Origin of the sequence: Mycobacterium sp. ACS4331 (assembly GCF_001667265.1) — a bacterium.
In the GTDB taxonomy this organism is placed as follows: Bacteria; Actinomycetota; Actinomycetes; order Mycobacteriales; family Mycobacteriaceae; genus Mycobacterium.
Genome location: NZ_LZHW01000064.1, coordinates 1 through 20,299, shown reverse-complemented (window position 1 = coordinate 20,299; position 20,299 = coordinate 1). Strand labels below are relative to the sequence as shown.

15 protein-coding genes and 1 pseudogene are annotated in these 20,299 nt (G+C 71.0%); 3 read left to right on the top strand and 13 right to left on the bottom strand.

Going from position 1 to position 20,299, the window contains the following annotated elements:
- Window positions 1-12: 12 nt before the first annotated feature.
- From A5727_RS15025 to A5727_RS14975, 11 genes are all read right to left on the bottom strand, one after another.
- On the bottom strand, window positions 13-345 hold the full coding sequence (locus A5727_RS15025) for a monovalent cation/H(+) antiporter subunit G (RefSeq protein WP_068250706.1): 333 nt from the start codon (window positions 343-345) through the stop codon (window positions 13-15).
- Complete coding sequence (locus tag A5727_RS15020; protein ID WP_068250704.1) at window positions 342-614, bottom strand: monovalent cation/H+ antiporter complex subunit F; 273 nt, start codon at window positions 612-614, stop codon at window positions 342-344. Before A5727_RS15020 ends, A5727_RS15025 begins: the two co-directional genes overlap by 4 nt.
- The gene (locus tag A5727_RS15015; RefSeq protein WP_068250698.1) at window positions 611-1,180 is read right to left on the bottom strand and encodes a Na+/H+ antiporter subunit E; all 570 of its coding nucleotides are present in this window, start codon (window positions 1,178-1,180) and stop codon (window positions 611-613) included. Before A5727_RS15015 ends, A5727_RS15020 begins: the two co-directional genes overlap by 4 nt.
- Window positions 1,177-2,784, bottom strand: a complete 1,608-nt coding sequence (locus tag A5727_RS15010) for a Na+/H+ antiporter subunit D (RefSeq protein ID WP_068250695.1) — start codon at window positions 2,782-2,784, stop codon at window positions 1,177-1,179. The genes A5727_RS15015 and A5727_RS15010 overlap by 4 nt, the downstream gene beginning before the upstream one ends.
- Window positions 2,781-3,248 (bottom strand): Na(+)/H(+) antiporter subunit C, encoded by a 468-nt coding sequence (locus tag A5727_RS15005; protein WP_068250692.1) that lies wholly within the window; start codon window positions 3,246-3,248, stop codon window positions 2,781-2,783. Before A5727_RS15005 ends, A5727_RS15010 begins: the two co-directional genes overlap by 4 nt.
- On the bottom strand, window positions 3,245-6,145 hold the full coding sequence (locus A5727_RS15000; RefSeq protein WP_068250689.1) for a Na+/H+ antiporter subunit A: 2,901 nt from the start codon (window positions 6,143-6,145) through the stop codon (window positions 3,245-3,247). The genes A5727_RS15005 and A5727_RS15000 overlap by 4 nt, the downstream gene beginning before the upstream one ends.
- Window positions 6,146-6,290: 145 nt before the next feature.
- Window positions 6,291-8,468, bottom strand: a complete 2,178-nt coding sequence (locus A5727_RS14995) for an AAA family ATPase (protein WP_068250686.1) — start codon at window positions 8,466-8,468, stop codon at window positions 6,291-6,293.
- The gene (gene pssA / locus A5727_RS14990) at window positions 8,465-9,334 is read right to left on the bottom strand and encodes a CDP-diacylglycerol--serine O-phosphatidyltransferase (protein ID WP_068250683.1); all 870 of its coding nucleotides are present in this window, start codon (window positions 9,332-9,334) and stop codon (window positions 8,465-8,467) included. The genes A5727_RS14995 and pssA overlap by 4 nt, the downstream gene beginning before the upstream one ends.
- Window positions 9,331-10,041, bottom strand: coding sequence for a phosphatidylserine decarboxylase (locus A5727_RS14985; protein WP_502687683.1), 711 nt, complete (start codon window positions 10,039-10,041; stop codon window positions 9,331-9,333). Before A5727_RS14985 ends, pssA begins: the two co-directional genes overlap by 4 nt.
- 291 nt (window positions 10,042-10,332) lie before the next feature.
- Window positions 10,333-11,541 carry a molybdopterin molybdotransferase MoeA gene (moeA, locus tag A5727_RS14980; RefSeq protein ID WP_068250677.1) on the bottom strand — a complete coding sequence of 403 codons (1,209 nt, stop codon included), beginning with the start codon at window positions 11,539-11,541 and terminating at the stop codon, window positions 10,333-10,335.
- Between the two features lies 1 nt (window position 11,542).
- Window positions 11,543-12,460, bottom strand: coding sequence for an SDR family NAD(P)-dependent oxidoreductase (locus A5727_RS14975; protein WP_068250673.1), 918 nt, complete (start codon window positions 12,458-12,460; stop codon window positions 11,543-11,545).
- A gap of 57 nt (window positions 12,461-12,517) precedes the next feature.
- On the opposite strand from A5727_RS14975, the gene A5727_RS14970 reads away from it, so the two are divergent.
- The 3 genes from A5727_RS14970 to A5727_RS14960 are packed head-to-tail and all read left to right on the top strand — an operon-like array spanning window position 12,518 to window position 15,333.
- Window positions 12,518-13,009 (top strand): PH domain-containing protein, encoded by a 492-nt coding sequence (locus A5727_RS14970; protein ID WP_068250670.1) that lies wholly within the window; start codon window positions 12,518-12,520, stop codon window positions 13,007-13,009.
- Window positions 13,006-14,472, top strand: coding sequence for a PH domain-containing protein (locus A5727_RS14965; protein ID WP_068250667.1), 1,467 nt, complete (start codon window positions 13,006-13,008; stop codon window positions 14,470-14,472). Before A5727_RS14970 ends, A5727_RS14965 begins: the two co-directional genes overlap by 4 nt.
- A gap of 45 nt (window positions 14,473-14,517) precedes the next feature.
- Window positions 14,518-15,333, top strand: a complete 816-nt coding sequence (locus A5727_RS14960; RefSeq protein WP_068250666.1) for an HAD-IIA family hydrolase — start codon at window positions 14,518-14,520, stop codon at window positions 15,331-15,333.
- On the opposite strand, the gene A5727_RS14955 is transcribed toward A5727_RS14960, so the two are convergent.
- Together A5727_RS14955 and A5727_RS28390 are read right to left on the bottom strand one after the other, a co-directional pair.
- Window positions 15,330-17,027, bottom strand: coding sequence for a DEAD/DEAH box helicase (locus A5727_RS14955; protein WP_068250660.1), 1,698 nt, complete (start codon window positions 17,025-17,027; stop codon window positions 15,330-15,332). The genes A5727_RS14960 and A5727_RS14955 overlap by 4 nt on opposite strands.
- A gap of 187 nt (window positions 17,028-17,214) precedes the next feature.
- Window positions 17,215-20,299, bottom strand: a pseudogene (locus A5727_RS28390) (PE family protein); the annotation flags it as partial.

Genomic DNA, 20,299 nt, shown 5'->3' with positions numbered 1-20,299 from the left:
TGCCGATCGGGGTCAGTCGGTGTCGTAATCGCGCATCTCGTCGACCGCCAGCTGGTCTTTGAGATTCTGCTCGCGGTAGGCCAACTGGCCCACGCGCTGCGCGACGACAGGCGCGGTGATCACGGTGAACAGCCCGGTGAGAATGATCATGCCGACATCGGGATGCCCACGCAGTCGGATGGCGGCCCCGATGAGGACCAGCAGCAGGCCGAGCACCTGCGGCTTGGTCGCGGAATGCATGCGCGACAGGGTGTCTCGGAACCGGACCACACCGATGGCCGCGGTCAGTGCGAGCGCCGAACCGCCCAGAACCATGACCGCACAGACGATGTCGAGAATGTTCATTTGTCCGGCCCCTCGATGTCGCGCACGCGGAACCTCGCGATGCTGACCGAGCCCACGAAGCTGATCAGGGCCAGGGCGGCCAGGCTGTAGAGCACCGTGGTGTCGAGGCTGAACGCCGCCCAGGTGCCGATCGCGCACATCGTCACCGCGATCATGGTGTCGAGTGCGACCAGTCGATCCAGTGTGCTCGGCCCGGCGAGAAGCCGGAACATCGTGATCGCGGCCGCCAGCGACAGCATGACCGCGGCGATGATCCAAACGGTGTTCATGCCTCCACTCCGTCCACCCCGGCCTCCTCGTCCCGCGCCGCGGGTCGCCACTCGCTGTCGCGCTCGAATGCCCGGATCAACAGGCGCTCAACCTTGGCGACCTGGCGGTAGAAGCTGTTGACGGCCTTCTCGGAACCGGCGTCGATGACGTGCACATAGATCATGCGGCGCACCTGATCGATCTCCAGCACGATCGACCCCGGCACGAGGTTGAGGATGCTCACCGCCAGCGCCAGAACCAGATCGGACTTCAGGTTGAGATGCGCGCGAAGCACGGCGGACAGCGGTGGCTTGCGCGGCCTGATCGCCAGCCAGGCGACCTGCGTACTGGAGACCACCAGGGAGTAGGCCACCTGAATGATCAGGTTGGCCAGTGAGAGCAGATGCACGCGGCCCTCGACGGGCACCGGCGGCAACGGCAGCAGAAGCGTGATCACCAGTGCGACGGCCAGTCCGCTGACGATGTTGGCGACGGAGATGTTGCCCCACAGCAGGATCCAGACCATCACCAGCCAGATCAGGATCCAGATGCGCAGAATCGCCCAGCGCGCCGTCGGTCGCTTCATCGCTGCTCACCCACCACAGCGGTGATGTACTCACCGCGGTCGATGACTTCGGCGGCGGTCCGCTCGCTGTAGGCGAAGATCGGCCCGGCGAACACCGTCAACGCCAACCCGACCGCGATCAGCGCCATGGTCGGCAACACCATGCCGACGGGCATCCGGCCGACGTCGTCACGGTCGGCGAACGACACGTCGTCGTCGAGGTCGTCGAGCAGCACCGAGGGTGCCGCCGCCGACAACTCTCCTTCGGGCGCATCGGCCCGGGCCCGCCAGAACGCCTTGGTCCACACCCGGGCCACGACGTACAGCGTGAGCAGGCTCGTCACGACCGAACCCGCCACCAGAACCCAGGCCAGCACGCTGCCGCTCTCCCCGCCGGCCTCCAACAGCGCGACCTTGCCGATGAACCCCGAGAACGGCGGTATGCCGCCGAGATTGAGGGCGGGCACGACGAACACGAACGCCAGCAGTGGGCTGGCGGCCGCAAGCCCGCCGAGCCGGCGCAGCGTCGAGGCACCCGCCTGCCGTTCGATGAGCCCCACGACCAGGAACAGCGTGGTCTGCACGATGATGTGGTGCGCGACGTAGTAGATGGCGCCGGACATGCCCAGCGCGTTGGACAGGGCGATGCCGAAGACCATGTAGCCGATGTGGCTGACCAGGGTGAACGACAGCAGTCGCTTGATGTCGTTCTGCGCGATGGCGCCCAGGATGCCGACGAGCATCGTCAACAGCGCGGCCACCAGCAGGATCCGGTCCAACTGCCCACCCGGGAACAGCAGCGTGTGCGCCCGGATGATCGCGTAGACACCGACCTTGGTGAGCAGGCCCGCGAACACCGCGGTGACCGGCGCAGGCGCGGTGGGGTAGGAGTCGGGAAGCCAGGTCGACAGCGGGAAGACCGCGGCCTTGATGCCGAAGGCGACCAGCAGCACCGCGAAGATCGCGCTGCGGGTGCCCTCGGTGACGTCGTCGAGGCGCAGCGCCACCTCGGCCATGTTGAGGGTTCCGGTCGCCGCATAGACGAGCGCGAGTCCGAACAGGAAGATCAGCGACGAGACCATCGACACCATGACGTAGGAGATGCCGGCCCGCACGCGTTCCTTGCTGGCACCCAGCGTCAGCAGCACGAAGCTCGCGGTGAGCAGCACCTCGAATCCCACGAACAGGTTGAAGAGGTCGCCGGCCAGGAACGCGTTGCACACGCCCGCCGACAGCACCAGGTAGGTGGGCAGGAAGATCGACACGGGCTGGCGTTCGTCGCCGTCCCGGATGCCCTGACCGATGGCGTAGAAGACGACCGCCACCAGCACGATCGATGAGACCACGAGCATCAGGGCGGACAGCCGGTCCACCACGAGGGTGATGCCGAGCGGTCCCATTCCCGGTTCGGTCGGGCCCCAGCCGCCGACCTGCACCGCGATGGTGCCGAAGCGGTCGGCCAGGTACAGCAGCATGGCGCACACGACGACGACCGAGACCAACGCGCCGAGCGTGAGGAACCGCTGCAGCCTGGGCCGGCGCCCCGCGAACAGCGTCAGCGCGGCCGCGATCATCGGGATGAGGAAGGGCAGCGGGGTCAGCACCGCGCCCAGATGTGGCGTCATCGCGACCCCTCGCGGCCGGGCAGCGCGTCGAGTTCGTCCGGTTCGTCGGTGTCGGGATGGGTGGCGATGAGGTCGGCCTCGTCTTCGTCGGCCGCGTCGGACTCCTTCAGCTGGGACACGCGCGCATCCTCGGCGTCATCGGGGACTTCTTCGGCGGTCGTCAACCGATAGGACCGGTAGGTCAACGCCAGCACGAACGCTGCGACGCCCAGCGTGATGACGATCGCGGTGAGGATCATCGCCTGGGCCAGCGGGTCGGCCGTCGTCGTCTGATCCCCGCTGGTGCGTCCGCGCACGGGAGGGTTGCCCGCGGGTCCGCCGACCGTGAGGATCAGCAGGTTGATGGCGTTGCCGATCAGCAGCAGGCCCAACAGCATGCGGGTCAGGTTGCGTTCCAGGAGCATGTAGACGCCGCAGCTGGACAGCGCGCCGATCAGCAGCAGCGGCAGGATGTAGGTGGTCATGGCGTCACCCGCCGTGCCATCCGGGCGGGCGGCATCTCCTCGTCGAGGCGTGCGCCCAGGCTGCGCAGCACGTCGAGCACCAGGCCCACGACGATCAGGTAGACGCCCAGGTCGAAGAACAGCGCCGTGACGAATTTGACGGATCCCAGCAGCGGCAGGTCGAAGCTGATCAGGGCCGACGACAGCGGCGGCGCCCCGAGCAGCAGGGAGGCGACCGCGGTGCCCGCCGACAGGCCCAGTCCGACACCGAGGATCTTGCCCGCGTCCAACGGCAGCGTCTCGCCGAGTTCGTAGCGACCACCGGCCAGGTACCGCAGCACCAGCGCCAGGCCCGCGGTCAGGCCGCCCGCGAAGCCACCGCCCGGCGTGTTGTGTCCGGTGAAGAAGAAGTACGCCGACAGCACCATGATCAGCGGGAAGATGACGCGCGTGGCGACCTCGAGGACCAGGGAGCGGTAGCGCGGATCGCGGTACTCGCTGCCGCGCAGCCAGGTGATGTCGCCGACGGCGGGACTGTAGGTGGTGATCATGCCGATGTCGGGCTGGCCCGCGGGTGCGCTGCCCGCGGGAACCCGAGGCGCGGCGCCGAATCGGCGATGCCGGAACACCAGTGAGGCCACGCCGGTCGCCGCGACCAGAAGTACCGAGATCTCACCCAGGGTGTCCCATGCGCGGATGTCGACCAGGATCACGTTGACGGTGTTGGCGCCGTGGCCGCGGTAGTAGGCGGCGTCGGGCAGCAGGTCGGAGATGGGCCGCGCGTTGCGTGCGGCCATCGCGAACGCGGCCAGGCCCGTGACGGTGGCGCCCACGCCCAGCGCCAACGCCGCACGCGGCACCCGGAACCGGCGCATGTGCAGGACTTCGGCTTCGGCGGGCAGCGTGCGCAGGACGAGCACGAACACCACCAGTGTCAGGGTCTCGACGAGGAACTGGGTCAGCGCCAGATCCGGAGCGCCGTAGAGCGCGAAGATCGCGCCGCACCCGTAGCCGGTCAGGCCCACCAGCAGCACTGCGGCCAACCGGTTGCGCAGGACGGTCGCGCCCAGCGCACCGCCGACCATCAGCAGGCCGATGATCGGCATGAGCGTGCTGTCCCACAACGCGAGATGGGGCTGATCGCGCGAACCCAGTGCGAGCACGATCGTGGGCAGCAGCACCAGGGTCAGCAGGATGACCGACTGCGTGGCCGGCAGCGAGCCGCGCTGTGTCGCCCCGGTCAGCTTGACCGAGGCGTAGTCCAGCAGGCGCAGGGTCGCGTCGTATATCCGGTCGGCGTTGCCCAGCGGCAGGTAGCCGAGGCGTATCCGGCGCAGCCTGGAGCGAAGGACGAACGCCGCGATGCCCGCCCCGAGGACGACGACCGACAACAGCAGCGGCAGGTTGAATCCGTGCCACAGCGACAGGTGGTAGTCCGAACCGCCCGGGACCGAGTCGGCGTAGGCGTCGAGCATCCGCTCCAGGACCCCGGGAGCCAACCCGAAGGCCAACCCCGCGACCGCCAGCACCCCGGGCGCCAGGAGGAACGCCGCGCTCGGCGGGTGCAGGTCGGCCACACGTGGGCTCGGCTCGCGTAATCCCTTGCGCGCGAACGCACCCCAGATGAAGCGCAGGCTGTAGATGGTGGTGAAGACCGAGCCCAGCACGACACCGGCGAGCACCCACGGAGCCCACGGGCCCAACGACGCGCTGTGCAGCAGCGTCTCGAAGTCGGCCTCCTTGGCCACGAACCCGAGGAAGGGCGGCAGTGCCGCCATGCTGGCTGTGGCCAGCGCGGCGATCACGAACAGGCTGGGGGCACGGTCGCCGAGCCACGCCAGCCGCCGGATGTCGCGGGTGCCCGTGGCGTGGTCGATCACCCCGACCACCATGAACAGCGCGGCCTTGAACATCGCGTGCGCGCACAGCATGGTCAGGCCCGCCAGCATCAGATCGCCGCCACCGCCACCGACCATGATCGTGATCAGGCCGAGCTGGCTGACCGTGCCGAACGCGAGAATCAGTTTGAGGTCGTACTCGCGCACCGCACGCCACCCCGCGAGCAGCATCGTGGCCAGGCCGAGCACCATGACGATCGGGCGCCACGGTGGCGCGTCGGCGAACCCGGGGGACATCCGTGCGATCAGATACACGCCCGCCTTGACCATCGCGGCGGCATGCAGATAGGCGCTGACGGGGGTCGGCGCGGCCATCGCACCCGGAAGCCAGAAGTGCATCGGCACGATGGCCGACTTCGACAGCGCGCCGATCAGGATCAGCACGAGTGCGACGTCGACCGCCAGGCCCGCGGGCGGGTTGGCGATCAGCTCCGACAGCAGGTAGCTGCCGCCCAGCTGACCCAGGACGATGACGCCGACGAGCATGGCCAGCCCGCCGAAGGTCGTGACCAGCAGTGCCTGGGTGGCGGCGCGGCGACTGGTGGCGCGCTCGGCGTAGTGGCCCACCAACAGGAACGAGAGCACCGTGGTCAGTTCCCAGAAGATGTACAGCAGCAGCATGTTGTCACTGACCACCAGCCCGAACATGGTGCCGGAGAAGGCGACGAGTTCGGCCGCGAAGCTGGGTAGGCGCTTCTCGGTGTGCCCGTCGTGGTGGTGGAAGTAGCTGGCGCAGTAGAAGAGCACGAGTGCGCCGATCGCGAGCACGAGCACGCTCATGATCGCGGCCAGGGTGTCGAAGCGCAGGTCGATGTCCATCGACAGTTCGGGCACCCAGTCGATCCGGACCTGATGCGCCGGGTCGGACTGGGTCTGACTCGAGGGCCAGTTCGACGACACCCACACCAGGGAGAGCAGCGGAACGAGCGCCAGGGGATAGAAGGCCCGTCGTCCCCATCTGTTCACCAGCAGCGGCGCAACGGCAGCAGCGACCGCATGGGCGAACAGAATGGCGAGCATGGCACTCCTACCTGTCGGCGCGCGGCGGGCGCCAACCTCGGGGTGTCAGCCTCAAAAGGGGCTAGGTCAATTGCTCAAGAGTCTACTGGGTGGACATTGGGCTTGTTTTGTCTGAGGGGGCCTGAACTGCACTGATGCCGATCTGCTAGCGTTTATCGGCAAACTGTCGCAGTGATTCCACCTGCGCCGGATCCAACGACGGGCGCACCGTCTCCCGCGCCTGTTCCACATCCGCCATCGTGACATCGGCGGCGTCGATCGACCGTCGCATCGCCGTCAGCGCGGCCTCGCGCAGCAGTGCCACACAGTCCGCCGCGCTGTAACCGTCGAGTTCGGCGGCGATCGCGTCGAGGTCCACATCGTCGGCCAGCGGCACCGATCGGCCGGCCGAAGCCAGGATGTCGCGGCGGGCGTCGGCGTCGGGTGGTTCGACGAACACCAGTTTCTCCAGGCGTCCCGGGCGCAGCAGGGCGGGGTCGATCAGGTCCGGGCGGTTGGTCGCGCCGAGCACCACCACGTCGCGCAGGGGTTCGATGCCGTCGAGTTCGGTCAGCAGCGCGGCCACGACGCGGTCGGTGACGCCGGAGTCGAAGCTCTGGCCACGCCGCGGGGCCAGCGCGTCGATCTCATCGAGGAACACCAGCGACGGCGCGGAGTCACGGGCCCTCTTGAACAGATCGCGCACGGCCCGTTCGCTCGAGCCGACCCACTTGTCCATCAGCTCGGCACCTTTGACGGCGTGCACCGACAGGCGTCCGGTGCTGGCCAGCGCACGCACCACGAAGGTCTTGCCGCATCCGGGCGGCCCGTAGAGCAGCACGCCGCGCGGCGGTTCCACGCCGAGGCGCGCGAAAGTGTCGGGGTGCTGAAGCGGCCAGAGCACGGCCTCGGTCAGCGCCTGTTTGGTCGCGACCATGTCGCCGACGTCGTCGAGCGTGACGGACCCGACGGAGATCTCCTCGGTCGACGACCGCGACAGCGGCCGGATCACGGTCAGGGCACCCGCCAGGTCGTCCTGGGTCAGCGCCGGTTCGGCGCCGCCCGTGCTGGCCCGCGAAGCGGCCCGCAGCGCGGCCTCGCGGACCAGGGCGCACAGGTCGGCGACGACGAACCCCGGTGTCCGGTCCGCGATCTCGCTCAGGGCCAGACCGCTGGGCGGATCGGTCGGGACGTCGCGCAGCAGCACTTCGAGCAGCTGGGCCCGCGTCGCGGCGTCGGGAAGGCTCAGGCCGAGTTCGCGATCGCAGACGTCGGGGGCGCGCACCCGCGCGTCGAGTGCGTCGGGCACCGCCGAGGTGGCGACGAAGGCCACACCGGGGGCGCTGATCGCGGTGCGCAGTTCGGCCAGGATCAGACTCGAGACCGGTTCCGGCCGGCCGTCCCGGCCGAGTGGAAGCAGCGCGTCGATGTCGGAGATGAGCAGCACCCCGCCGCCGTCGCGCACCGTGGCCGTGGCCTGGGCGACCGTGGAGAGGCGATCCTCGGCGGCCAGCGCGCCGACCTCGGGTCCGTCGAGTTCCACCAGGCGACGGTCCGCGCACACCGTCCGCACCATCGTGGCCTTGCCGACCCCGGCAGGGCCGGAGACCAGCACGCCCAGATGGGCCGGTGCGCCCAGGGTTTCGAGAAGCTGGGGTTCATCGAGGGCGAGTTTGAGCCATTCGGTCAGCTTTCCGGCCTGCACATGGGCACCCTTGAGGTCGTCGAACGCGACGGTCGGGTGCTCGGTCCGGGGGACCGGGGCGGCCGCGGCGGCCACCGGTTTCGCGGAGCCGTTGCCCCAGCTGACCACCGAGTTGGGCTGCACGCTGACCGGTCCGGCGGGATCCACCGAGGCGACCGTGAGCAGTTCGGATGTCCAGGTGATGCCGACCGCGGTGGCCAGCGCGGTGGTGGCCGCCGACGTCGACGTGCCGGGGCCGAGGTCGCGCGGCAGCAGCGACACCGTGTCGCCCACCGTCATCACCTTGCCGAGCAGGGCCTGGCGCAGCGTCGCCGACGACACCGAACCCATCGCGAGCTTGGAACCGGTGACGGTCACCGACCGGGCCCCGTACACCGTCGCGGGTGCGACGACCACGGTGGTGTCCTCCCGCAGTCCCGCATTCGACAACGTGACGTCGTCGAGCAGGGCGGTGCCGGCCGGCACCCCGGGCCCGGCGAGTCCGACGACCGCGGCCGTGGTGCGGGACCCGGTCAGCGACACCGCGTCCCATTCCCGAATGCCCAGCGCCGCAATGGCTTCGGCATGCAACCTGACGACGCCTCGGCGCGCGTCCAGGGCTGAGGTGTTGAGCCTGGCCGTCAGCGTCAGCCGGGTCACGGGCGCCCCGGCCTGCGCAGACCCAGCCGTGCGGCGGAACGGCGCGCCGCGAGACGGCGATTCGGGTGCTCCGCCCGGCGGATGGCGCGGCGGGCCTGGCGCTGCTCCTTGGGCTTGTCGTCCCACACCTCGGGGTGGCTGGCCAGCCACGCCTTGGTGCGCACCGCGAACGGGATGTGGATGACGTAGGCGAGGATGATCGCCAGGATCACCAGGTAGCCGTACTGGATCGAGGCCGCGATGCCGATGGCCAGCAGGGCCAGCAGCGGGACAACCATCCGCGGCGGGATCGCGAAGGTGTGGATCTTGCGCATCGGGATGGTGCTGACCACGAGCAGCGCGACCCCGACCAACCACAACGACACGGCCGCTTCCGACGTCCACCAACCGTCGCCGAACTGCATCTTGGCGGCCAGCGGACCGATCGCACCGATGGCGCCCGCCGGGGCGGGCATGCCGGTGAAGAACTGCTTCTCGTACTCGGGCTGATCCCCGGCCAGCATCGCGTTGTAGCGGGCCAGTCGCAGCACGATGCACACCGCGTAGAGCAGCACCACGATCCACCCGATGCGGGATTCCGGCAGCAGCGTCGCGTAGACGATCAGGGCCGGCGCCACGCCGAAGTTCACCGCGTCGGCCAGCGAGTCGATCTCCTCGCCCATCTTCGACGTGGCGTTGAGCATCCGGGCCATCCGGCCGTCGAGCGCGTCGAGGATCGCCGCCGCGGCCAGGAACGCCATGGCTTCGGTGGCGCGGCCGTCGAGCGCCATCTTGACCGCCGAGAGACCGAAGCAGATCGCGGCCACGGTCATGGCGCTCGGCAGCATCCGCAGGCTCACCTGCGGTGTCTTGATTCTTGGTTTCACGGCAGCTCGGCAATCACGGTCTCACCCGCCAGCGTGCGCTGACCCATCGAGACCAGGAGGGTGGAGCCTTCGGGCAGATAGGTGTCCAGCCGCGAGCCGTACCGAATCAGGCCGTAGGTCGAACCGATGTCGAGCTTGTCACCGGCCTTGACGTCGCAGACGATCCGGCGGGCCACCAGGCCCGCGATCTGCACCACGATGACCTCGGCGCCGTCGGCGGTGCGGATCACCACGCTGTTGCGCTCGTTGTCCGCGCTGGCCGCAGGCAGGTCCGCCGTGCCGAACAGACCCGGCCGATGGATCGCCGACACCACCTCACCGCCGACGGGCGCGCGCTGCACATGGGCGTCGAGCACCGACAGGAAGATGCTGACGCGCAGCCGCGGCTCGTCAGGGAGCCCGAGTTCGGGTGGCGGCGAAGCGTTTTCGATGAGGCACACGGTGCCGTCGGCCGGTGCCACAACCACGCCGGGCCGCGTCGGTGGGACACGCGGCGGATGGCGGAAGAACGCGGCGTTGGCGGCCGCGGCCGCCAGTCCCGTGGTCCAGACCCACCGGCGCCTGCGGCCCAGCGCCGCCACGGCCAGGCCGGCGCCGACGAACGGCAGACCGGCGGGGTGCATCGGAGGAACCTGGGAACGGATCAACCGCGCGATGTGCGCGGGATCCAGAGAGGACGTTTCGGACGTTCGAGGGCGTCGGGCCACAAGCGCCATTGTAGGTAGTCCCCAGCGTCGCCGATGCGACCCCACAGAGGATTCGACTGCCCCGTCGGTGTCCGGGGCGGTCGAATCGGCCGGGGACCGCGCCTACTTGTTGCAGCCGCTGGAGTGGGCGCCGCAGTGCACGCCGTTGCTGCACCTGCCGCACTTACAGCTGCAGGTCTGGGTCACCTTGGGGGGATCGTTGCGAGGCATCGTCGACTCCTTCTGACGGATGGGTCCCCACCAGGTTGTCACGTTCGGGCCCCGCCGTGGGCGGATCCGCGCACGTGTCAGCTAATCGATGAGATCCCACACCGTCACGGTGGCTCCGGCCTCGATCTCGGTGACGTCCTCCTCGATCTCGAGAAGACAGTTGGCCGACGCGAGCCACCGCAGATGATGCGAGGCCGGAGGCCCGTAGCTGGTCACAGTGCCCGCTTGGGCGTCGAGCACCCCGCGGCGGAACTGCCGTCTGCCCGACGGCGAGGTGCACGACTCGCTCAGGACCGCCTGGCGGCGGCGCCGGTGCGGCTGCGGCAGATCCATGGCGGCCCGCAACGCCGGCCGGACGAACACCTCGAAGGACACCAACGCGCTGACCGGATTCCCGGGCAGCGTGATGATCGGCACCGCGCGGCCGTCGACCACGACGTGTCCGCTGCCCTGCGGCATCCCCGGCTGCATCGCGACCTTGACGAAATCGACTTCACCGCCGAGGGCGTCCTTGACCACCTCGTAGGCGCCCGCGCTGACCCCGCCGGTCGTGATGATCAGATCGGATTCACCGACGTGGGCCGTCAGCGCCGCACGGAACGCGTCGACGTCGTCCTCGGCCATCGGCGCCGCGGTGACCACACCACCGGCCTCGCGGACCGCGGCCGCCAGCATCACGGCATTGGACTCGTAGATCTGCCCGGGCTTCAATTCGGCACCGGGGGCGGTGAGTTCGGTGCCCGTGGACATCACCAGGACCCGTTGGCGCGGGCGCACCGTCAGTTCCCCGATGCCCAGGGCGGCCGCCAGGCCCAGCGCCGCCGGGCTGACCACCTGCCCGGCGTGCAGCACCGTGGTGCCCGCGGTGACGTCCTCACCGGCCCGGCGGATGTGCTGACCGGGCCGGGCGGCGGCGCGGATGCGGACGGTCTCGGTGCCGCCGTCGGTGGCCTCGACCGGCACGACGGCCGTCGCGCCGGCGGGTACGGGGGCACCCGTCATGATCCGGTGCGCGGTGTGCGGCGACAGGGCGAGCAGATCGGTGCGGCCGGCCGGGATGTCTTCGACCACGGGCAGTCTCACGGGGTTGTCCGGACTCGCCGCCACCACGTCGGCGGCCAACACGGCGTATCCGTCCATGGCGGAGTTGTCGAAGCCCGGCAGCGACAGCCCGGCCACCACATCGGCCGCCAGCGCCAGGGCCTCGGCCTGGGCCAGGGGAACGGTCTGTGCCGGGCGGGGGGTGATCAGGCCCGCCACGACCTGCTGATGCTCTGTGACGCTGCGCATGTCAGATCGGGAACGTCACGCCGGTGAGCTCTTCGGACACCGTCCAGAGCCGTCGTTGCACGTCCTGGTCGTGGGACTGCCGGCTCGAGCCGACGAGCACCGGGTACCCACGCAGCTCGCGGAAACCGTTCGGGCCGTAGTACTGCCCGCCCTCGACACCCGGGTCGGTCGCGGCGCGCAGCGCGGCCAGCGCGCCGACGGCGGGACTGTTGGTGAACAGTCCGGCGATCGTGTTGTAGCCCGGCAGATTCGAGCCGGGGACATGCCGCATCAACTCGGTGTTGGAGATGCCCGGATGCGCCGCGACCGCGATGGTCGACGCCGAGGCGGCGGCCAGCCTGCGCTGCAGCTCGTAGGCGAACATCAGGTTGGCCAGCTTCGACTGGCCGTAGGCCGCCACCCGGTTGTAGCTGCGCTCCCACTGCAGGTCGTCGAAATGGATGCCGGCGCGGATGTTGTGCGCGATGCTGGCCACCACCACGACTCGCGAGCCCTCGACGCCGAGCAGGTTCTCCAGCAGCAGTCCGGTGAGCGCGAAATGGCCGAGATGGTTGGTGCCGAACTGCAGTTCGAAACCGTCGGAGGTGGTCTGCTTGGGCGGGTACATCACGCCGCCGTTGTTGATCAGCAGGTCGATGCGCGGATACGCGGCCTTGAGTTCTGTGGCCGCGGTGCGCACTGACGCCAATGACCCGAGGTCCAGTTCCTGCACGGAGACATCGGCGCGCGGCACCAACCCGAGGATCTGCGCCGCGGCGGCTTTGCCCTTGTCGAGGTTGCGGACCGCGAGCACCACTGTGGCGCCGCGGGCCGCCAGGACGCGCGCGGTCTCGTATCCCAGTCCGGTGTTCGAACCCGTGATGACCGCCACGCGGCCGGATTGGTCCGGAACGTCGGCTTCAGTCCATTTCTGGCTCATGCCCACAACATACGGCGGCGGTGGACGCGGTGGGCACCGGCATAGCACTCTGGGCTGATGTCTGAAGTTCGGCTGGTCGACCCGGCCAACCCGCCGAGCCGGCGGGCGCCGGTGGCGTGGGCGGTCGGGGCCGCGATTCCGTGGCTGGTGCTCGCGCTGGGGCAGCTCGTGTGGTTCGCCGTGGACCAGCGGCTGCCGTGGCTGCACGCGGCCGCGGCCGCTGCCACGGTGGCCGGGGCGGTGCTGGGCGTCGTCGTGGTCCCGCTGTGGCGGTATCGCGTGCACCGCTGGGCGATCAGCCCGCACGCGGTCTACACGCGCACCGGGTGGCTCGTGCAGGAGAGGCGCATCGCGCCGATCTCGCGCGTGCAGACCGTCGACTCCTACCGCGGGCCTGTTGACCGGCTGTTCGGCCTGGCCAACGTCTCGGTCACGACGGCGTCCTCGGCCGGTGCGGTGCACATCGTCGCGCTGGATCAACCGGTGGCCGACCAGATCGTCGCGCAGCTGACCGACATCGCCGCGCTCGGCGCGCACGACGCGACATGACCGGAGCCGAACCGGAGAGCGCGGCCTGGCACCGGCTCTCGCCGCGCATGCTGCTGGTGCATCCCGTGCACGAGGTGCTGCGCCAGCTGCCCCTGGTGATCGGGTCGATCGTGCTGGGCTCGGCCACCCAGAATCCGCTCTGGTCGCTGCTCGGTGTCGGCCTGATCGTGGCGATGGGCGTGGCACGCTGGTTCACCACCACCTACCGCATCGACGCCGAGAACGTCGCGTTGCGCACCGGGGTGCTGCAGCGCAACACACTGTCGGTGCCGCGGAATCGGATTCGCTCGGTGCAGACCGACGCCCGCCCGCTGCACCGGCTGCTTGGGCTGACGGTGTTGCGGCTGACCACGGGCCAGGAGGCCACCGGCGCCGGTGTTTTCGAACTCGACGCGGTGCCCTCAGAGCAGGTTCCGGGACTGCGAGCCGTCCTGCTGGCGGACTCGCCGGTGTCGGCCGAACCGCAGCCGGGTTCCGATGGCGTGGTGCTCGCCGCGTGGCGGCCCACCTGGCTGCGGTACAGCCCGCTGAGTTTCTCGGGCCTGGTGGCGGTCTCGGCGGGCGTGGGCCTGGTGTACCAGGCCGGATTCGGTGAGGCGCTGCGCAGATCCGACGCCGTGCAGTCCGGCCTGGATGCGGCCGCGCGCGTCGGCGTGGCGACGACCGTCGCGGTCGCGGTGACCGCCGTGCTGCTGCTGTCGGTGGTGCTCGCGGTGGGACGGTCGCTGGTGACGTACGGCAATCTCGTCCTGACGCGGCGGGCCGAGACGCTGCACCTGGTCCACGGCCTGCTGCGGGTGCGGGAGCGCACCTACGACCTGAGTCGCCTGCGCGGCGGAACCCTGCGCGAACCTCTGCTGGTGCGCGCCTTCGGCGGCGCCCGGCTGGACGCCGTGATGACCGGCGTCGGCGGGACCGGGGAGTCGTCGCTGCTGCTGCCGCCGTGCCCCGCCGACACCGCGCGCGGCGTGCTGACCGGACTGGTGCAGCGGCCCGACGTCGTGACCGGGCCACTGGTGTCGCACGGCCCCGCCGCGGCCCGCCGACGCTGGACGCGGGCCATGGTGGTGCCCGCAGCGATGGGTGCGGTGCTGCTGGCCGCCGATGTGGCTGGGGGAGTTCCGTTCTGGCTCTGGCCGCTGTGGCTGGCCGTGCTCGCGGGCAGCGCCGCGCTGGCCTTCGACCGGGTGCGGGCCCTCGGACACCGGGTGGACGGCGCGTGGCTGGTGGCCCGCAGCGGAAGCGTCGAACGGCGCCGCGACTGTGTTCAGGCCGCGGGCATCATCGGGTGGACCGTGCGCCAATCGTGGTTCCAGCGCCGCGCCGGCGTGGCCACGCTGGTGGCCGCGACCGCGGCGGGCACCAAGCGGTACGTCCTGATCGACGTGCCTGCCGAACAGGCCTGGGCGATCGCGGCGCAGGCCTCGCCGTGGGTCGCCGACAGTGTGTGGGCTCACTCGTGAGGACCCCCGACTTGCGCGTCGATGCCGGGCGCATAACCTCGCTGCATGGCCATCGGCGGAGTGCTTTTCGACATCGACGGTGTGCTCGTGACGTCGTGGAAGCCGATCGAGGGTGCGGCGGCGACGTTGCGAACGCTCTCGGAGCACCAGATCGCGCGTTCGTATCTGACCAACACCACGACCAGGACCCGGGTGCAGATCGCCGACCTGCTCACCGCCGCGGGAATGGCCGTCTCACCCGACGAGGTGGTCACCGCGGCCGTGCTGACCGCCGACTTCGTCCGGGACCGGTATCCCGACGCGCGCTGCTTCCTGGTCAACAGCGGTGACATCTCCGACGACATGCCGGGGATCGACATCGTCGCCTCCGTCGACACCCGCGGCGGGTCGATGCCCGACACCCCGGATGTCGTGCTGCTCGGCGGGGCCGGTCCCGAATACGACCACGTGACGCTGTCCTGGGTCTATGACTGGATGGCGCAGGGGGTTCCGGTGGTGGCCATGCACCGCAGCACCTCCTGGACCACCACCGAGGGACTGCGCATCGACACCGGCATGTACCTGCTGGGTATGGAGGAGGTCAGCGGGCGCAAGGCCACCGCCGTCGGAAAGCCGGCGCCTGAGGGCTTTTTGGCCGCGGCCGCGCGCCTCGGTGTCGAGCCCGACGAGATGTACATCGTCGGCGACGACCTGAACAACGACGTGCTCGCGGGTCAGGTCGTGGGCATGACCGGTGTCCTGGTGCGCACCGGAAAGTTCCGGCAGTCCACGCTGGATCGTTGGGCCGCAGACGAATTCGCGATGCAGCCCAATCACGTCATCGACTCGGTGGCCGACCTGCCGGAGCTGCTGGGTCTCTAAAGTTCGCGGTGCAGGATCCGGACCGCTTCGATGCGTTCCTTCAACTGCTCGCGGCTGGCGGCCGCGACCGGCGGGCCGCCGCAGCGGCGCCGAAGTTCGTTGTGGATCCAGCCGTGGGGCTTGCCCGACTTGTGGTGGGTCGCCGACACCAGCGCGTTGAGTTCGCGGCGCAGTTCGCGCAGTTGCCCGTGCGTCGACGCGAGCTGCGGCAGGTCGCCTGAGGCCGTGCGCTTCTGGAGCTGCTCCTCCTGGCGCCGGCTCAGCAGATCGCGCATCTGGCCGGCATCGAGCAGGCCGGGGATGCCGAGGTAGTCGGCCTCCTCCTCGCTGCCCGCCGGGGTCGCGGTGCCGAACGACGCCCCATCGAAGATCACCTGGTCGAGTTCGGCGTCGGCGCCCAGGGATTCGAAGCCGTTCTCCATCTCGCCCGGCTCGTCCCTGCGCTGCTCGCGCAGGGCCTCCTCGAGCGGGTCGTCCTCCTGGGGGCGGTGCGGCTTGCCCAGCACGTGGTTGCGCTGCTCTTCGAGCTCGCTGGCCAACTGCAGCAGGTTGGGCACCGAGGGCAGGAAGATGCTGGCCGTCTCGCCGGGCCGGCGGGAGCGCACGAAGCGGCCGATGGCCTGGGCGAAGAACAGCGGCGTCGACGCGCTCGTGGCGTACACACCGACCGACAGCCGCGGCACGTCGACGCCTTCGGAGACCATGCGCACGGCCACAAGCCATTTCGAGGTGGCCGCGGAGAACGCCGAGATGCGGTCCGAGGAACCGGGATCGTCGGAGAGCACCACGGTCGGGGCCTCGCCGGTGATCTTCAGCAGCAGGTCCGCGTAGGCCCTGGCGGCGGTCTGGTCGGTGGCGATGATCATGCCGCCGGCATCCGGCACGTGCTCGCGCAACTGGTTCAACCGCCGATCGGCCGCGGCGATCACCGCGGGCATCCAGTCCCCGGCCGGGTTGAGCGCGGTGCGCCACGCGCGCGCGGTCTGCTCGGCGGTCAGCGGTTCACCCAACCGCGCCGCGTGCTCCTCACCCGCGCTGTCGCGCCAGCGGGCCTCGCCGGAGTAGGCCAGGAACACCACGGGCCGGACCACACCGTCGGCCAGCGCCTCGGCATAGCCGTAGACGTGGTCGGCCTGCGAGCGGGCGTGCCCGTCGGGGCCGGTCTCGTAGTTGACGAACGGGATGGGGCTGTCGTCGCTGCGGAACGGGGTGCCGGTGAGCGACAGCCGCCTGGTGGCGTCGTCGAAGGCCTCCCGCATGCCCTCGCCCCAGCTCTTGGCGTCACCGCCGTGATGGATCTCGTCGAAGATCACCAGGGTCTTGTGGTTCTCGGTGCGCACGCGGTGCCGCGCCGGATGACTCGCGACCTGGGCGTAGGTGACGACGACGCCGTGGTACTCCGAGGAGGTCTGCGCCGAGGAGTTGCTGAACTTCGGGTCCAGGGCGATGCCGATGCGCGCGGCGGCCGCGGCCCACTGCACCTTGAGGTGTTCGGTGGGGACGACGATGGTCACCTTGCTGACCGTGCCCTCGGCCAGGAGTTCGGCCGCGATGCGCAGGGCGAAGGTCGTCTTCCCAGCGCCCGGGGTGGCCACAGCGAGGAAATCGCGCGGTTTGGCGGTCAGGTATTTGACCAGCGCTCGTCTCTGCCAGCCCCGCAAACCCTGGGTGCTGGGCGCTGCTTCAGCCCGCACCCAAGGCCTCCTCTCCGGTCGAAGGGAGCTTATGTCAGCGCGTTCCATCGATGCACATCTGCGGGAGAGCGCCGGGCGTGTCGGCCCCGCGCATCGGCTTCGGGTGCGCCGCCATCGTGCTGCGGACACTGTCCGCGCGAGAAGAGGCCCGCCGAAGCGGGCCTCTCCACGTCTGGTCCTGCGTCGATCAGGGCTGGTTCGCCCCGCTGGAGCCGTTGGTGCCCGGCGTCCCGTCGGGTTGGCCGTCGCCTCCGTCGGTGCCGTCGCCGCCATGGCCCGTCACACCGTGCGTCATGTCGAACATGCCGCCGATGCCGCCGGCGCCTCCGTTGCCGCCGTTGCCGTTGCCGCCGACGCCGGGTGCGCTGCCGTCGCCGCCGTCGCCGCCTGCGCCGCCGGAGTTGGTTTCGTTGGTCGACTGCTGGCCACCGAGCATCCAGAAGGTGCTGTTGCCGCCGGCGCCGCCGGTGCCGCCGGTCGCGCCTCCCGTGCCGTTGGCGCCGCCGTCTCCGCCGTCACCGCCAGTGGAGGTGCCGTTGGTGATCGCTGTGCCTGCGTCGACCGCCTGGATCCAGCCCATGCCGCCTGCGCCACCGCTGCCGCCGTTGCCGTCGCCACCGTGACCGGAGGTCGCGGTGCTGCCGGTGATGGTGCCGTTGAGGGCGGCGATGTTGGTGAACCCGCCCGCACCGCCGGTGGCCCCGGCTGCGCTGGCCGCGCCGCCGTCGCCGCCGGTGGCGTTGTTGTCGGTGGCGATGCCGGAGGCGCCTGCGGCCATCACCAGTGCGCCGCCGCCGACACCGCCGCTGCCGGCGTTGGTGGCGTTGCCGCCGTCGCCGCCCGCCGCTGTGCCGGTCGCCTTGCCGCCGGTGAGGCTGCCGTAGCCGGCCTGCACCTCGGCCCAGCCACCGTCTCCACCGGTGCTTCCGGTCCCAGATCCGAACCCGCCGTCGCCACCGGTGGCAGTCCCGCCGGCGGTCCCGTTCGCGGACGCGTTGATGTCGGCGTAGCCGCCGTCACCGCCGACACCACCGTCATTGCCCGCGCCGCCATCGCCTCCGGTGGCACCGGTGCCGGTGCCCACGACAGTGGCGCCTGCGGCTTTGGCTTCGAGGGTGCCCGTCCCGCCGGCACCACCGGTGCCGGCATCGCCTGCCCCGCCGTCGCCACCGGTGGCCGCGCCGGTGACATTGGTGCCGGCGAAGTCGGCCGAGACTTTCGCTGCTCCACCGATGCCGCCGTGGCCGCCGTTGCTGCCGGCGCCGCCGGCACCGCCGGTGGCATGGCCGTTGTTGACGTCGCCGCCGAGGGCCGCGCTGATCGAGGCCGCACCGCCGACCCCACCGACGCCGCCGTCGGCATCGCCGGCCCCGGCGTCTCCGCCGGTGGCAGAGGAGTTGGTGATGACGCTGACAGAGCCCGAACCGGCGGCGTTGATCGTGGCGGCACCGCCAGCGGCACCGGTTGCGCCGTCCCCGGCCGTTGCCGTGCTGCCGGTGATGGTGTCGCCGTTGGCCCTGGTGGTGATGCTGGCCGCGCCACCGACGCCACCGTTGACGCCGTTCTGGCCCGCCCCGCCGTCACCACCGGTCGCGGTGCCCTCGGTTTTGGTGTTGGTGCCGGCGCCGGAGCTCTGTCCCGCACCGATGACCGCTTGACCACCGGCGCCACCGGTGGTTCCGGCGCCGGTGCCATCGCCGCCGTCGCCGGCGATGACGGTGCCGCTGGCCTCGGAGTTGTTGCCCTGCGCGGTGATCTGCGCCCGCATGTTGGACAGCGGAGACACGTAACCACCACCGGTCCCGCCGTCGATGCCGTCGCCGCCGTCGCCGCCGTAGGCGTTGCCGGAGGCTTTGGAACCGGTTCCCGACGCGATCACGGAGCCGAAGCCGGCGTTGCCGCCGTGCCCACCGTTGGTCCCGCTGCCGCCGTCGCCGCCGCGGGCATACCCGCTGGCGCTGCTGTTGTTGCCGATGCCGCTGGTGAGCCCGGTCTGGATGTAGCCGTCGCCACCCCTGCCACCGGTGCTGCCGATTCCGTCGGCGTCCCCGCCGTCGCCACCGATGCCGGCGCCCGAGGCCGTGCTGCCCGCTCGGAGGGCGGAGACCGTGCCGTTGCCGCCGGCGCCGCCGGCGCCGCCGTTGCTGCCCTGGCCGCCGTCGCCGCCGACCGCGCCCGCGCCGGTCGCCGAGGCGTGCCCGCCGTTCTGGGCCAGGACGTAGCCCTTGCCGCCGGTGCCGCCGGTGCCGGTGCCGACCGCGTCGCCGCCTTGGCCGCCGGTTGCGGAGCCGTCGGCTCTGCTGTTGGCGCCTCCGGCCCAGATTTCGCCGTAACCGCCGTTGCCGCCGGCGCCGCCCGGTCCCGCCGCCGACGCGTTGCCGCCGTCGCCGCCGGCCGCGCCGGTCGCGGTGGCGTCCGCGACGGCGCCGCCGCCGTCAGCGCCGACGAGTGCCTGACCGCCGGCACCACCCTTGCCGCCGATGACGGCGTTGTCGTTGGTGCCGCCGTCACCGCCGGCACCGCCGGTGGCCGTGCCGTGGGTGACCGTGCTTCCGGCCGGTCCGGCGTAGTCGTAGACACCGACCCAGCCCTGTTCGCCCCTGCCGCCGTCGCCGCCGTTGCCGGCGCCGCCCGCACCGCCGGTCGCCATACTCGAGGTCGTCTTGCCGTTGAACCCGGTGACCTGTGCCGAACCACCGGCACCGCCGGTGGCCGCTGCGGCGGTGGCGTCACCGCCGGCACCGCCGAGGGCGTCCCCGTCGGCGACACCCGTCGATCCGACTGCGAGCACCAGGCCGTACCCGCCGGACCCGGCGGCGCCCCCGTTGGAGGCATCACCACCGGCGCCGCCGGTCGCCGAACCGGTCGCCTCGCCGCCCGCAGGGCCACCGGCGTAACCGGTCTGCACCCAGGCGTCGCCACCTTGGCCACCGACACTGCCCGCTCCGGTGCCCGAGCCGCCGGCGCCACCCGTGGCGGTGCCGGTGGCGTTGCTGTCGGCGGCGTGCGCGTAGACCGAGCCCGCTCCGCCTCGACCGCCGCTGCCCGTGCCGAAGGAGTCGCCGCCCGCGCCGCCCGTGGCGGTGCCCGTGGCGGTGCTGTTCGCCGCGTCGGCAACCAGTTGTCCGAGCCCGCCGCTGCCACCTGCCCGGCCGGCCGCGGTCGTTGAACCATCGCCGCCGTGCCCACCGGCACCACCGAAGGCGTCGCCGGTGACCGTGCCACCGTTGCTGCTGCTCAGGAGGGCACCGCCGCCCCCACCTCCTCCGCCC